Origin of the sequence: Ancylobacter sp. FA202 (assembly GCF_000380205.1) — a bacterium.
GTDB lineage: Bacteria > Pseudomonadota > Alphaproteobacteria > Rhizobiales > Xanthobacteraceae > Ancylobacter.
In genome coordinates, this window is the sequence record NZ_KB904818.1 from 1750749 (window position 1) to 1764995 (window position 14247).

11 protein-coding genes are annotated in these 14247 nt (G+C 68.8%); all 11 read right to left on the reverse strand.

Annotated elements, in window-relative coordinates:
* Positions 1 to 228: 228 nt before the first annotated feature.
* Positions 229 to 1929, reverse strand: a complete 1701-nt coding sequence (locus A3M1_RS0107900) for a methyl-accepting chemotaxis protein (protein ID WP_245261610.1) — start codon at positions 1927 to 1929, stop codon at positions 229 to 231.
* 274 nt (positions 1930 to 2203) lie between these two features.
* On the reverse strand, positions 2204 to 3001 hold the full coding sequence (locus A3M1_RS0107905; RefSeq protein WP_018388420.1) for an ATP-binding cassette domain-containing protein: 798 nt from the start codon (positions 2999 to 3001) through the stop codon (positions 2204 to 2206).
* Positions 2991 to 3917 (reverse strand): alpha/beta hydrolase, encoded by a 927-nt coding sequence (locus A3M1_RS0107910; RefSeq protein ID WP_018388421.1) that lies wholly within the window; start codon positions 3915 to 3917, stop codon positions 2991 to 2993. The genes A3M1_RS0107905 and A3M1_RS0107910 overlap by 11 nt, the downstream gene beginning before the upstream one ends.
* Entirely contained in the window at positions 3914 to 5887 is a 1974-nt protein-coding gene (gene fhuB, locus A3M1_RS0107915) for a Fe(3+)-hydroxamate ABC transporter permease FhuB (protein ID WP_018388422.1), read from the reverse strand. The genes A3M1_RS0107910 and fhuB overlap by 4 nt, the downstream gene beginning before the upstream one ends.
* Positions 5880 to 6782 (reverse strand): ABC transporter substrate-binding protein, encoded by a 903-nt coding sequence (locus tag A3M1_RS0107920; protein WP_018388423.1) that lies wholly within the window; start codon positions 6780 to 6782, stop codon positions 5880 to 5882. The genes fhuB and A3M1_RS0107920 overlap by 8 nt, the downstream gene beginning before the upstream one ends.
* Positions 6783 to 6792: 10 nt before the next feature.
* Complete coding sequence (locus A3M1_RS0107925; protein ID WP_245261611.1) at positions 6793 to 9213, reverse strand: TonB-dependent siderophore receptor; 2421 nt, start codon at positions 9211 to 9213, stop codon at positions 6793 to 6795.
* Positions 9214 to 9401: 188 nt separating this feature from the next.
* The gene (locus tag A3M1_RS0107930; RefSeq protein ID WP_245261612.1) at positions 9402 to 10376 is read right to left on the reverse strand and encodes a FecR family protein; all 975 of its coding nucleotides are present in this window, start codon (positions 10374 to 10376) and stop codon (positions 9402 to 9404) included.
* An 82-nt stretch (positions 10377 to 10458) separates the two neighbouring features.
* A complete protein-coding gene (locus tag A3M1_RS0107935) occupies positions 10459 to 10953 on the reverse strand; it encodes an RNA polymerase sigma factor (protein WP_018388426.1) in 495 nt (164 codons plus the stop codon).
* A 183-nt stretch (positions 10954 to 11136) separates the two neighbouring features.
* Positions 11137 to 12264, reverse strand: a complete 1128-nt coding sequence (gene argE, locus A3M1_RS0107940) for an acetylornithine deacetylase (RefSeq protein WP_018388427.1) — start codon at positions 12262 to 12264, stop codon at positions 11137 to 11139.
* A 111-nt stretch (positions 12265 to 12375) separates the two neighbouring features.
* A complete protein-coding gene (locus tag A3M1_RS0107945; protein WP_018388428.1) occupies positions 12376 to 13329 on the reverse strand; it encodes an agmatinase in 954 nt (317 codons plus the stop codon).
* A 94-nt stretch (positions 13330 to 13423) separates the two neighbouring features.
* On the reverse strand, positions 13424 to 14224 hold the full coding sequence (locus A3M1_RS0107950; protein WP_018388429.1) for an amino acid ABC transporter ATP-binding protein: 801 nt from the start codon (positions 14222 to 14224) through the stop codon (positions 13424 to 13426).
* Positions 14225 to 14247: the final 23 nt, after the last annotated feature.

The following is a 14247-nucleotide window of genomic DNA, read 5'->3' on the forward strand; positions in this document are numbered from 1 at the left end:
GGTGGCAACCTCGCGGGATCGCGGGGCGCAGGCGGCGCGGCGTGGCGGGCGGCTTCATCTTGGAAGAGCGGGCCGAGGGCCCGCGCGTGCTGCAGAGGCCGCCGGAACTCTAGGGCCACCCGGGTTGGCCGGGTGGCGCGCTTTATCGATGGCCGATCCACCAAGTGACGCGACGGGCCTCGTGGCGCAGGCCGCTGAGCTCGCCTCGTCGAGAGGGCTCGCGGTGGCTTATGCCGCGCGCAGCGTCGTCACGAAACTGCGCACTTCGCTGCTGAGCTGAATCGCCTGACCCGAGAGCTGCTGCGAAAGACCCTTCAATTGGACCGAGGCGGCGCCCGTGGTCTCCGCCGCCTCGCCCACGCCGTGGATGCTGCCATTGACGATGCGGGCTCCCTCGGCGGCGTGCTGGGTGCTGTGGGCGATTTCGCGCGTCGCCGCGCCCTGCTTCTCGATAGCCGCGGAGATCGCCGCCGAAGCGGTGCGGATCTCGTTGACGGTGGTCGCGATACGCGCAATCGACGCCACCGACCGGCCTGTCGCGCTCTGGATCTCGGTGACCTTGGCGGATATCTCCTCGGTCGCCTGCGCGGTCTGGCTCGCGAGTTGCTTCACCTCCTGCGCCACCACGGCGAAGCCCCTGCCGGCCTCTCCGGCGCGGGCGGCCTCGATTGTGGCGTTGAGGGCCAGAAGATTGGTTTGCCCGGCAATGCTGGTGATGAGGTCGATGACCGCCCCGATCTGACGCGCCGCCTGGGTGAGTTCGGCTATCTCGCTCTGGATGCGGGTCGAATCGCTGGACGCGCTTTCAGCGATGGTGGCGGCGCGGACAACCTGTTCCGCGATCTCGCGAACCGAGGCAGACATCTCCTCCGTAGACGCGGCGACCGTCTGCACGCTGGCCGACGCCTCAGTCGCGGCCTCGCTCACGGCGCGGGCTTGGCGGGTGGTCTGCTCCGCCGCAGCGGACAGGCTGGTGGCCGCCTGCGCGACTTCGGTGGACGAGGTCGAGAAGGATTCAGCAAGCGCGCCCATGCGGCTCTCGAAGCTTGCGGCAATCTCTTCCTTTTGCTCGCGCAGCCGTTCGGCCGACCGCTGCTCCTCGATCGCGGCCTGCTCGCGCAGATCAGCGTTGGCAATCAGCTCCTGCCGGAAACGCGCCAGGCCCCGAGCGAGTTGGCCCACCTCGTCGCGGCGTTCGGTTTCCGCGACCTCCGTCTCGAAGCGCCCGGAGGTGAGCGCGCCCATGACGCCGACAATACGGCCGATCGGCCTCACGATCCCCCGTGTGGCGATCAAGAACGCCAGCGCGAGGCAGGCGAGGATCGCGATGCCCGTGCCGACATAGAGCTCAAGCTGAGTGGCATCGGCGCGCGCATGCAGCTCTTCCTCGCGCTGGTGCATTTCAACCTGCAGCGCGGAGACGAGGCTGACCAACTCTTCCCGCTCTTTCTCCAGCGCCGGCTCGCAGTCCGCGATCATCATTTTTTCAGCGCTGTGCTTCTCCTCGGCAGTCGTGGCACTGACCGCCATCATGATGGTCGGCCCGCATGCGCTCTTGACCTGCGCGTCGAAGCGGTTGACGAGGGACTGGATGGCAGCGGCCTGATCGGGCAGCGCTCTCTGGGCCTCAGCCGCATAGTCGTGCAGCTCGTCCAAGCCATGTGACAGCTCTGTCTGCGCCTCCCGGCTTTCCTCGGGACTGGTCGAGGCCAGCGCGTGAAAGATCGACCGTTCCGACCACACGACCCGACGGTTCATCCGCGCCAGGGCGACCGCCGCCTTGGCATCGCCTTCGAGCAGCGCCGTATAGTCGTCCTGCATCTCTGCCATTCTTCGGCCGGCAAACAGGGTGCATCCGGTCAAGCACAGGCCGGGCAGTACGACCACCAGGGAGATCTTCCCCAGTATGGGCCAGTTGGAGAATCGCATGTCCGACGCCTCGCGTGGATAAAGTAAGCCGGCAGTAGAAGCCGAGTGGCTTGCGCGAGGTTGGCCCACTACGGCGACAAGCCCTGTTGCGCCCTCAGCACGCCCACCTTGCCGCGCAGACTCCAAGCCTCCCGCGCCCCGCGCCCGGTGGGGCCGGGCGGGCCGGGCGGGCCGGGCGGGCCGCGCGGTCTGGCGGGGATGGCTCGCTCGGCGCGGGCGGGGGGCTGCCTCGAACGGACTTCACGGGAAAAGGCGCGGCCTTCCCGTCCGGCCGTCAGCGCGCGTAGCAGAAGGAGAGGCCGGCCTCCGGGGCGGCGATGACACCCATCGCAATGCCGTAGATCGCCTCCAGCGGGCCAGGCTGCATGATCTCGGCGGGTGGGCCCTGCGCGATCAGCTTGCCGCCCTGCAGCGCGATGATGTGGTCGCAGAAGCGGGCCGCCATGTTGACGTCGTGCAGCACCGCGACGACGCCGATGCCGCGCCGGTGCGCCAGATCCTTGATCATGGCGAGGATCTCGATCTGGTGGGCGATATCCAGCGCCGAGATCGGCTCGTCCAGCAGCAGGCATTTCGTGTCCTGCGCCACCAGCATGGCGATCCAGGCGCGCTGGCGCTCGCCGCCCGACAGAGTGTCGACGACCCGCCCGGCGAGCGGATCGAGGCCGGTCAGGGCGAGCGCCTGCTCCACCTTGGCACGATCGGCGGCACTGAAGCGGCCCAGCGCGCCGTGCCAGGGATAGCGGCCGAGCGCGACCAGCTCCTTCACCAGCAGGCCGGAGCCGGTCGGCGTGGCCTGCGGGAGATAGCCCACCTCGCGGGCAAATTCGCGCTCGCCCCACTGCGCCAGCGGGCGGCCCCGGAGCTGGATCACCCCCTGGCCGGGCTGCTGGCGCGCCAGCATTTTCAGCAGCGTCGACTTGCCGGAACCATTATGGCCGATCAGCCCGATAAAGGCGCCGCTGGGCACGGCAAGGCTCAGCGGGCCGAGCAGCGTGCGGCCATTCGCCGTGAAGCGGGCCTGCTCGATCGCGAACAGCGGGGCATCATTCGGCAGGGCTTCACTCGGCATGAACCGCCCCGAAGGCGAAGCGCACGGCGTGGTTGATCGAGGCTGGCAGCACCGACATATGGGTCTCGCCGGGCAGGAATTCGTAGGTTGTCGCCAGCCCCGGCACCGGCGCCAGCCGCTCCGCCATCTCCCGCGTATGGTCGACGATCCGGCTCTCAAGGAAGCTGGCGCGGCGCTTTTCCGCATCCACCGCGCCGATCTGGAACGGGGCGAGCTGCTGCTCATACTCGCCGACCAGCAGCAGCAGCCGGCCGGCCCCCTGCCCTGTCCCCTCAGGGCCCGTCCCTTCCTGCCCCGCCGCGACGAAGGCCTGCGCCCGCGTGACGATGCCCGCGCCTTCCCACCAGATCGCCGGGCTGGCGGAAATCCAGCCGGTGAAGGCGTCGGGCCGCAGGAACAGCGCGTGCAGCACGAACAGCCCGCCAAAGGAATGGCCGAAGATCGCCTGCCGCCGGGCGTTGACCGGCACGCGACGGGCGACTTCGGGCTTCACCTCGTCCTCGATGAAGGCGAGGAACCCGTCCGCGCCGCCGGTGCGCACCGGCGGGCCACCCTCGAAAAAGGGTGGGTAGGTCTGGCCGGGCGGCGGGCCGAGGTCCCAGGAACGGCGCAGGCTGTCATAGGCCTCCTCGGTGGGATAGCCGATCGCGACGATCACGCCGAAGGTGATGCCGGTGCCGAGCGTATAGGGAGCCTGCGCCCGCACCGCTTCCACCGCCGTGGCGATGACCGCATTGCCGTCGAGCAGATACAGCACCGGCCAGCCGCCGGCCGGCGCCTCGCCCGGCGGGGTGTAGAGATAGATGCGGTGGGGCTCGCCGCCTTCGCGCGAGGCCAGGTCGAACTGCACCGTGCCGGGAATGAGGGCGGGCGTCGCGGTCTTAGTCGGGGTCTCAGGCTCGGTCTCAGTCATCATGCGCGTTGTCTCCGTGCCAGCAGCCACATGAGGGCGGGGCAGCCGATGAAGGTGGCGGTCAGTCCCGCCGGAATCTGCCAGGGGAAGGCCATGGTGCGGCCGAACCAGTCCGCCGCCACCATGATGATGCCGCCGAGCAGCGCCGCCGCGATGAGCTGGGGCAGCGCGCGCTGCAGGCCGAGGAACCGCGCCAGATGCGGTGCCATCAACCCGACAAAGGTCAGCGGGCCGATCACCAGCGTCGCCACCGCCGTCATCGCCGCCGTGGCGACCAGCAGCACACAATGGCTGCGACGCGGGTGCAGGCCGAGCGCGGCGGAGGTCGCCCCGCCGAGCGGGACAATGTCGAGCCAGCGCGCCAGCAGTGGCAGGGCGGCCAGGCTGGCGAGCGCCGCAAGGAGCGCCACCCCGGCATCGGTCGCGGTCGCCGCATAGGTGGAGCCGGTCATCCAGTTGAGCAGCAGCAGGGCGCGCGGGTCGCCCCCCGCCATCAGCGCGGTGACCAGCGCATCGAACATCGCCCCCAGCGCGACGCCGGCCAGCAGCACCCGCTCCGGCGCCGCCGCCCGGCCACGCCCCAGTGCGAGGATCGCCAGCAGCGCCAGCAGCGCGCCCAGCGTGGCGGCGCCGAGCTGCGCGGCGCGGCCGATCTCGTTGAGCGTGAACATCGCGACGATCAGCCCGAAGGCGGCGCCGGCGCTCACCCCCAGCACTTCCGGGCTCGCCATCGGGTTGCCGGTCAGGCGCTGCAGCATGCCGCCGGCGCAGGCCAGCATGACGCCGGCCGCCAACGCGACCAGCGCACGCGGCCAGCGCCATTCCAGCAGGTCGCCACTGACGCTCCAGCCTTCCAGCCCGTAGCCGACGCCGAGCGACAGGACGACCATCGCCAGCAGCAGCAACCCGAGCGCGCTGAGGATCAACAGCGGCCGGCGGGCGCGGCCGGCCGCCTCGCCCAGCCCCGTGGGCGGCTGCAGGGTCAGCCGCAGGCGCGGGATCAGCCACAGCAGCAGCGGCGAGCCGAACAGGGCGGTGATCGCGCCCGTCGGCAGCATCTCGCCGAGATCGCCGGCCAGGCGCTGCACGCTCTGATCGGTCAGCCACAGCAGCACGGCGCCGAGCAGGGTCGACCAGACCAGGCGTGCGGCGACGCGGCGGGCGCCGGCGACGCTCACCAGCGCCGGTGCCGCCAGCCCGATGAAGCCGATGACGCCCACCGTGCCGACCACGAGGCCGGTCAGCGCGACGGCGAGCGCCAGCGCCGAGAGGCGGACCAGCGGCACGGAGAGGCCGAGCCCCTTGGCCTGGTCGTCATCCAGCGTCAGCAGGGTGAGGGGGCGCACTAGCAGGGCGGCACCCAGCAGGGCGAGCGCCAGCCGGGGGGCGAGGAAATGCGCCGCCGTCCAATCCTGCTGGCTCAGCGATCCGCCCCCCCAGATGAACAGGCCGGCGAGGTAATGGCTGTTGAACAGCGCCAGCATCGCCGCCAGAGCGCCGCAGTACAGGCTGACCACCATGCCGGCCAGCACGACGGTGAGCGGTGACAGCCGCCGGCGCCAGGACAGGCCGAGCACGAGGAGCGCGGCCACCAGCCCGCCGGCCATAGCGGTCCATTCGCGCCCGATCGCCAGCAGCCCCGGCGCCCAGAGCATGGCGAGGGCGAGGGCGAGATTGGCGCCGGCGGAAACGCCGAGCGTGGTGGGCGAGGCCAGCGGATTGCGCAGCGCCATTTGCAGCAGAGCGCCGGCGAGGCCGAGCGCGCCGCCGCACAGCAGGCTGACGGCAAGGCGGGGGGCAAAGCTGTAGCGCACCAGCATCTGGCGCACATCGGAGGCATCGGGGCCGACCAGCGCGTCGGTCCACAGGCCGGGCGGCAGCCGCAGCGCCAGCGTCGCCACGGTCATGCCGATCGCGGCAAGCGCCAGCACGCCGACAAGGGCAGCGGGACCGAGCCGCAGGCGCTCACCCATGCGCGGGCGTCCCGGCAAGTGTCTGCCCCAGCAGCCGGGCAAAGCGCATGGCGGAAGGCAGCATGCCGAACATCAACGCCGGCGGCATGGAATGCACCCGCCCCGCGCGCACGAAACCGAGACTGTTCCACAGCGGCGACCGGTCGAGCGCCGCCCGCACATCGGCAGCAATCGGCTCGACATAGATCAGCCGCGCCTCCGGCGCCCGGGCCAGCTGCTCGATGCCGACGGTGGCGAAGCCCCAGTAATTGACCTCGCCCTGCCAGGCATTGGCGAGGCCGCACAGCGTCATCACGTCGTCGAACAGGCTTTTCGCGCCATAGACCCTGACATGGCGGGTGTCCATGAAGCTGACGAGGAAAACCGGGGTGCCGACATGGCGGGCCAGCGCCGCGCGGGTCGCAGCCATCACGGCGGCGCTCGCGTCGAGCAGCGCCTGAGCCTGGCTCTCCCGCCCGATCATGTCGCCGAGCCGGCGCGTCGCCGTCAGGCTGCGCGCATAGGGCGTGCCGGGCTCGGGCGTGTTGATCGCGAAGCTCTCGGTGCGGGCGATGCGCTCCAGCATCGGCCGGAGGCGCGCGAGATAGGGGGTGGTGAGGATCAGGTCCGGCCGCAGCGCGTGGAGAAGCTCGATATTGGCCTCCAGCGCGGCGCCGAGATTGATCACGCCGGGCGGCATCGCCGGCTCGACCACCCACGTCGCCCAGGCCTCCGCCTCGGCGATGGCGACCGGCGTCACGTCCAGCGCCAGCAGGGTTTCGGCGAGACCGTAATCCAGCGAAACGATCCGGGCCGGCACGCCGGCCGCTCGCGACGGGCGGGGCTCCAGCACGGCGCAGCACGCGGCAGCGGCCAGCAGGCCCCGCCGCGTCAGGCGGTGCGCGGAGGCGGGCACGGCGCGTGCCCTACCAGCGGTATTTCAGGCCGGCGATGACGGTACGCGGAGCGCCCATGTAGCAATAGCCGGCGTCGCAGGTGACGTATTCTTCGTCGAGCAGGTTCTGGGCGTTGACCTGCGCGCTCCAGCCCTTGAGCCGGGGGGCGAGGTAGCTGAAATCATAGCTCAGCTTGGCATCGACCAGCGTGTAGGCGCTGTTCTGGAAGGTGTTGAGCGAGTCGCCCCAGGTGGCGCCGGTGTAGCGCACGCCCGCGCCGATGCCGAGGCCGGCCAGCTTGCTTCCCTCCTGGAACTGGTAGTCCGCCCAGATGGCGAAGGAATTTTCCGGCTGGCCCGACGGGGTGAGCCCGATCGTCTCCGCATCGCCATCGACATTGGTGAGGTCGAGATAGGTGTAGGCGCCGCGCAGCTTGAGGCCATTGCCGAGATTGGCGACCGCCTCAAGCTCGAAGCCGCGCGCCCGCACCTCGCCGGTCTGCACCTGGAGCAGCGGATTGGTGTCGTCGGTGGCGAGCCCGTTCTCCTGGTTGATCTGGAACACCGCGGCGGCGAAATAGCCGTCGAAGCCGGCCGGCGCGTATTTCACGCCGGCCTCGATCTGCTTCGCCGTGGTCGGGACGAAGGCATTGCCATTGACGTCGACGCCGAGCGTCGGCGCGAAGGAGGTGGCGTAGCTCACATAGGGGGCGATGCCGTTGTCGAACACATAGGTCAGCCCGGCACGGCCGGTGAACTTGCTGTCGTCGGTGTTCTCGGTGCTGTAGGCGAGAAGGTCATCATCCGTGGAGACGACCCAGTCATAGCGGCCGGTCAGCGTCAGGATCCAGCGGTCGAAACTGGCCTGTTCCTGCACATAGACGCCGGTCTGGCTCTGGGTCTGGTGGTAGCGGGCATAGTTGAAATCGGGATCATAGGTCGGGCCGAGCGGCTGGCCGGTGTTGAAGTTGAAATCCGCCGCCGTGCCGAAGCCGATGCCGCCGTCAAGCTCAAGATAGGTGTAGTCGAGTCCGACCAGCAGCTTGTGCGTTACCGGGCCGGTGACGAAATCGGCCTGCACCTGGTTGTCGATGACGAAGGAGTCGAGGACATCATGCACATAGCCGGTGCCACGCTGCGCAATGTTGGTGGCGGGATCGATGGGGTACACGCTGGTGTAGCGCACCGAGGTGTCGGCATGGCCGTAGCGCAGATTCTGGCGGAGGGTGAAGACGTCGTTGAGGTCGTGCTCGGCGAGATAGCCAATCCTCCACTGCTCCTGCGGCTGGCTGTTATAGTCGCCGGGTGCCCGGCTGAAGGTCCCGCTGGCGCCCTGCCATTGATAATAGGGCAGCGAGGCCGGGGTCTCTGATTCCTGGTACTCGCCGAGGAAGGTGATCCGGGTCTGGTCGTTCGGCTTCCAGGTCACGGCCGGGGCGATGAAGGTCATGTCATTGACGCCGCCGCCCAGCGTGTTCGGCGAGCCGGCATCGCGCACCAGACCGGTCAGGCGGTAGAGGAACTCGCCCTCCGGGTCGATCGGCCCGCCCAGATCGAACTGGCCCTGCCACCAGTCGTAATTGCCGCCCTGCAGCTCGACCTCGCCGAAGGCCTCCTCGGTGGGACGCTTGGAGGTGACGTCGACGAGGCCGCCCGGCGAGCCGAGGCCGTAGAGCGCCGAGCTCGGCCCGCGCAGCACGGTAACGCTTTCCACCCCATAGGGCTCGATCTTGAACACCGACATGTTGGCGCCCGGCCAGCGCAACCCGTCGCGATAGATGCCGGTATAGGTGGCGTCGAAGCCACGGATCGAGAACGAGTCGTAGCGGGGGTCGAAGCCGGCCTGGCCGGTGCGCACGCCCGGCGTGTAGGCCACCGCCTGGGTCAGCGTCTGCACGTCGCGGTCGTCGAGCTCGTCGCGGGTAACGACGGAAATGGACTGCGGCGTCTCGATCAGCGGCGTGTCGGTCTTGGTGCCGACGGTGCTTTCGGTCGCGACATAGCCGACTGTGCCGCCATCGCCCTGCACGTCGATCGTGCCGAGTTCGATCGCCCCGTCCGGGCTGGCGCCCACCGCGCTGGTGGCGCGGGGATCGACGATCGTCACCTGGTTCGGCGCGGTGAAGCGGTAGACGAGGCCGGTGCCGGCCAGCAGGCGCGACAGCGCTTCCTGCGGGGTCAGCGTGCCGGAAACCGCCGAGGAGCGGCGCCCCTCCAGCTTGGCGGTGTCATAGAAGACCTGCACCCCGGCGCGCTGGGCGAATTTCAGCACGCCGCGATTGAGGTCCTGCGCCGGAATGTCGAAGGCGATGCGCGCGGACGCCGTGCCGGCGGGCTGCTGCGCCAGCGCAAAGCCGGGGAGCGCCACCGAGGCGAGCAGCCCGGCCACCAGACCGGCCGCCAGCCCCTGGCGCCGCGCGGGAGCCCCCATCCACTGTGTCGTTCCAGCCATGTCGGCCCATCCCCTCGTGTCCGCGATGCGTCTCTTGGGGAGGAAGACAACCGGGAGGGGCAAACCCCGTAAAACTAATTTCCGCCTTAGATCATTTCACTGTTTCATGGAAACGGTGAAATGATCTAATCCTTTGATTTGTCGCGTTTTCTTCACGCGAACCAGTATCCACTTCGCTCGAAAACGCTCTAATAGAGCACCGTCACCAGCGGCGGCAGCGAGGAGGCGCTGGCGCCGAGTTCCGCCGTGATGGTGCGGATGACGCCGTCGAGATCGCGGCTGGCGAACACGCCGCTGACCCGGCGCTGGGCGAGTTGGGGATTGGCGATGACGATGCGCCCGCGCCGGTAGCGGTTGAGCGTGCGCACGACATCCTCTAGCGGCACGGAATCGAACACCAGGAGGCCCTTGCGCCAGGCGGTCGCCTCGTCGACATCGCTGGCGGCGACCGGGCCGAGGCCGCGCGACAGGTCGTACTCCACCGCCGTGCCGGGCGAGAGCACCACGCGCTCGTCGCCGCGCTCCGGCAGGGCGAGGGCGATTTCGATGCGGTGCTCGACGGCGGTGACCCGGGCGCCGTCCGCGCGCCCCTCCACCAGGAACTGCGTACCGAGGGCGGTCGTGGTGCCATGGCCGGCTTCGACCACGAAGGGACGGCGCTCGGCGCCGGCGCGCGGCAGGACCTGGAAGAACGCTTCGCCGGCGAGCAGGGTGACACGGCGCTCCTCGGCACCGAACTCCACCGCGATGGCGCTGTCCGGCCCGAGATCGACAAGGCTGCCGTCTTCCAGCGTCACCTGCCGGATCTGGCCCGGCGCGGTGCGCCAGTCGGCGGCAAGGGCGATCCACGGATCGCCGATCTGGTAGCGCAGGACGAGCAGCCCGAGGGCAAGGAAGGCGATGATGCCGGCCATGCCGGCACGACGGACGGGCTTCCGGCGGCTGGGACGCGCCAGCGCGCGCAGCGGGCCGGGGTCGCGGCGCAGCAGATCGAGGCTGCGCCAGGCGCTGTGTGCTTCCTCGAAGGCGAGGCGATGGTCCGGGTCCGCCTCCAGCCAGTCGCGGAAGGCGTCGCGCTCGGCAGCGTCCAGCGGCCGGCCGTCGAGGCGCGCGACCCATTGCGCCGCGTGCCGGTCCGCCACCGACGCTCGATCCTCGTTCACGTCGTCATCCATTGAGCGTGCCGTCCGTGCCACCGTAAGGGGAAGACAACCGACGGGACCAAAACCCGTAAGGATCGACCGTCTAGCGCGTTCGCAGCCGCTGCGTCACGTGCTGGATCGCCATGGCCAGATGTTTCTGGACCGAGCTTTCGGAAATCGACAGCGCCCGCGCCACCTCGACATGGGTCAGCCCATCGACGCGGTTGAGCACGAAGATCTGCTGCGTGCGCACCGGCAATTCGCTGACAAAGCGCTGCAGGCGCTCAAGCTGCAGCCTTGCATCGGCGGCATCTTCCGGGGTCGGGGCATCGGCGGCGATATCGCCAAGCCATTCATGCGGCACGCTGTCGGTGCGACGGCGGGCTTCCTGCTTCTTGTGATTCAGCAGGAGATTGCGGGCAATCGTATAGAGATAGGCGCGGACATCGTCGACGCGGGTTTCGGGCCGCTCGATCACCCGCAGGAAGGTGTCCTGCACCAGATCGGACGCCATGTGCGCGTCGTCCAGACGGTACCGGAGATAGCGTCGCAGCTCCGGCCCATGGGCATCGAACGCTATTTTCAGGTCGCAAGTCACTGCGTCGAAACCTCATCCGCCGCATGGGGAGTTTTTCATCGCGAGGCTTCACACTTACGTGAGTTTAAATAGCTCTTCAATATCAATAGTTTATAGTCAATCAAAGGTAGGCCGGCCAAGCGGCGAGGTTCCTGCCCGGCCGGAGGCAGGCGATACCGCCAGCGCCGGACGGTGGGGCGATCGTCACGCCGGGGACAGGCCCTGCCCCAGCCCCTCGATAAAGGCCTGGCAGGATGTCAGTTCATCAAGGCGGATGAACTCATTGGGCTTGTGCGCGCGGTCGATGTCGCCCGGCCCGCAGATGATTGAGGCGATGCCCGCCTCCTGGTAGAGCCCGGCTTCCGTGCCATAGCTGACGGCCGCCAGAGGCGGTTTCCCCGTCAGCCTTTCCACCAGAAGGGCCAGCGGCGCATCGGCGGGAAGGGAGAGCGCGGGATAATCGCTCAGCGTCTCCCACGTCGCGTTGATCCCGTGCGCGGCGAGCGAGCCGATGACGGCGTGGACGGGTTCGAGCAGCGCGCGCGGCGCAAGGCCGGGAATGGCGCGCGCCTCCAGATCGGCGACGCACAGGTCGGGAACGATGTTGAGCGCCTGCCCGCCCCGGATCGTGCCGATCTGCATCGAGGAATAAGGCGGCTCGAAGGTCGGATCCTGCGGTCCGTCGGCCAGGGCCTGCGCCGTCTCTACGGCTTTTGCCAGCACCTCGGCCATCAGGTGGATGGCGTTGATGCCCTGGTCGGGACGCGAGGAATGGCCGGCGCGGCCTTCGATGCGGATGCGGGCCGCCGCCTTGCCCTTATGGGCGCGCACACCCCTCATGCCGCTCGGCTCGCCGATGATGGCGCCGAGCGGCGGCGCGCAGAGTTCCGGCAGGCGGGAAATGAGGTGGGGCGCGCCGCGGCACCCGGCCTCCTCATCATAGGAGAAGGCGAAATGGAGGGGGCGGTCGAGCCGGCCGGCCTTGAGAGCCGGGACGCTGGCGAGCACCGCCGCGAGAAACCCCTTCATGTCGCTGGTGCCGCGCCCGTGGAGCGCGTCGCCTTCCGACCGGAGCGTGAACGGATCGGAGCGCCATTGCGCCTCCTCGGCGGGCACCACGTCCATGTGCCCCGACAGGATGTAGCCGGGCCGGTCGCGCGGCCCCAGCGTGGCGAACAGATTAGCGCGGTCGCCTTCCGGCCCCGGCAGGACCCGCACCTCGACCGCATGGCTCTGCAGATAGCCGGCGATCCAGTCGACAATCGCACCGTTCGGGGTGCCGACGACCGAGGGAAAGCTCACCAGGCGTTCGAGAATCTGCACGACATTCATGAAGCGGCATCCGGGAATGAGCGTGGCCCAGCGGGCCCGAGGGGCGTGTCAGGGCGTCGCCGGGAGGCGCGCGGCGTCACCAGGGCGCGCGCCTCATGTGCGGAGGGACGCCTATTTCGTGCCGAAATAATTGGCCCGGACGGCGGCGCCGACGAGGTTCACGATCAGGCGGCCGGCGGTGATGCAGGTGATGTCGTTGACGTCGGTGGCCGGGGTGATTTCCACCACGTCCATGCCAACCACGCGCCCCTTGTTCACCAGGCCATGGATCAGGCTTCTCGCCTGCATGAAGGTCATGCCACCGGCGCAGGGCGCGGCGACCCCCGGCGCGATGCCGGGCTCGAAAGCGTCGAGATCGACGGTGATGTAGTAGCGCCCCCCGGCGGGGATCCGGTCGAGCACGTGCTGGATACCACGCTCATGGAGTTCATAGGAGGAGATGAGATGCGCGCCATAGGCCCGGGCGGCATCGAACTCCTCCTGCCGGCCGCTGCCGCTGGCGTGGAGGCCGATCTGGAAGATCTCGCCGATATGGTCCATTTCCGACGCCCGGCGGATCGGGCTGGAGAGCCCGTGCGTGACGCCGTTGATCTCCTCGCGCCAGTCGAGATGCTGGTCGATCTGGATAAGGGTGATCGGTCCCTGGTCGTCGAGCGCCTTGAGCACCGGGATCGGGATCGAATGGTCGCCGCCGAGGATGATCGGCATCGCGCCTGACGCCACGATCTTGCGCACCACCTGCTCGGCGCGCGCGAGATGCTGCTTCAGCTCGCGCGGATCGGCATAGACGTCGCCGCAATCCACCGCGCGAATCGGCCGATTGTCGTAGAGCGGGCCGCCAATGTCGAAATCATAGCGCTCGATGGCGCGGAGAATCCGGCCCGTCGCCCGGCGCATCGCCAGCGCGCCGCGGCTCTGGTCGCTGGCGATCTCGCCGAAGGTGTAGGATTCGCCGTAGGGGATGCCGAGATAGGCGATATCCGCGCGGAGCGCGTCGAGGTCGGTGCAGGGCTCGGAATAGAGAAAGGTCTGATGCTCGGCCTTGGCGGGGATGGTCAGGGGCATGCACGTTTTCCTTGTCGTCAATGTCGCGTCGGGCGCAGGCGACGGGCGAGCCCCGGCGGGCACCGCCCGTCCGTGACGGGTGGGCCGGGGTGCGTCAGTGTCCCAGGATCTGGCTGAGGAACAGCCTTGTGCGCTCGTGCTGCGGGTTGGAGAAGAACGCTTCCGGCTCGTTCATCTCGATGATCTGCCCGGCATCCATGAAGATCACCCGGTTGGCCACCTGGCGGGCGAAGCCCATCTCGTGCGTCACGCACAGCATGGTCATGCCCTCTTCCGCCAGGCTCACCATGGTCTCCAGCACTTCCTTGACCATTTCCGGGTCGAGCGCCGAGGTCGGCTCGTCGAACAGCATGATCTTCGGCTTCATGCACAAGGCGCGGGCGATGGCGACACGCTGCTGCTGGCCGCCGGAGAGCTGGCCGGGATATTTATGCGCCTGCTCGGGGATCTTCACCTTGGTGAGGAAGTGCATCGCCAGCTCGTCCGCCTCCTTCTTCGGCATCTTGCGGACCCAGATCGGCGCCAGCGTCAGATTTTCCAGAATGGTGAGATGCGGGAACAGGTTGAAGTGCTGGAAGCACATGCCGACCTCGCGGCGGATCTCGTCGATCCGCTTGAGGTCATTGGTCAGCTCGATGCCGTCGACCACGATCGAGCCCTGCTGGTGCTCCTCCAGCCGGTTGATGCAGCGGATCATCGTCGACTTGCCCGAGCCCGAAGGCCCGCAAATGACGATGCGCTCGCCGCGATGCACCTTGAGATTGATGTCGCGCAGCACATGGAAGTCGCCATACCATTTGTTGACCCCAACCAGTTCGATGGCCGCGCCTGTGGAGGCGGAGGCGGAGGCGGGAATGGCGGGCGCGAGGGCGGCGGACGGGGCGAGGTTCGACATGGGAAGCGTGTGCCTTTGCGGTT

Bases quoted from the DNA above. Each gene is read 5' to 3' on its own strand.
- A3M1_RS0107905 (WP_018388420.1), bottom strand. From the start codon at position 3,001: ATGCCGAGTGAAGCCCTGCCGAATGATGCCCCGCTGTTCGCGATCGAG.
- A3M1_RS0107910 (WP_018388421.1), bottom strand. From the start codon at position 3,917: ATGATGACTGAGACCGAGCCTGAGACCCCGACTAAGACCGCGACGCCC.
- A3M1_RS0107925 (WP_245261611.1), bottom strand. From the start codon at position 9,213: ATGGCTGGAACGACACAGTGGATGGGGGCTCCCGCGCGGCGCCAGGGG.
- A3M1_RS0107900 (WP_245261610.1), bottom strand. From the start codon at position 1,929: ATGCGATTCTCCAACTGGCCCATACTGGGGAAGATCTCCCTGGTGGTC.
- fhuB (WP_018388422.1), bottom strand. From the start codon at position 5,887: ATGGGTGAGCGCCTGCGGCTCGGTCCCGCTGCCCTTGTCGGCGTGCTG.
- A3M1_RS0107950 (WP_018388429.1), bottom strand. From the start codon at position 14,224: ATGTCGAACCTCGCCCCGTCCGCCGCCCTCGCGCCCGCCATTCCCGCC.
- argE (WP_018388427.1), bottom strand. From the start codon at position 12,264: ATGAATGTCGTGCAGATTCTCGAACGCCTGGTGAGCTTTCCCTCGGTC.
- A3M1_RS0107945 (WP_018388428.1), bottom strand. From the start codon at position 13,329: ATGCCCCTGACCATCCCCGCCAAGGCCGAGCATCAGACCTTTCTCTAT.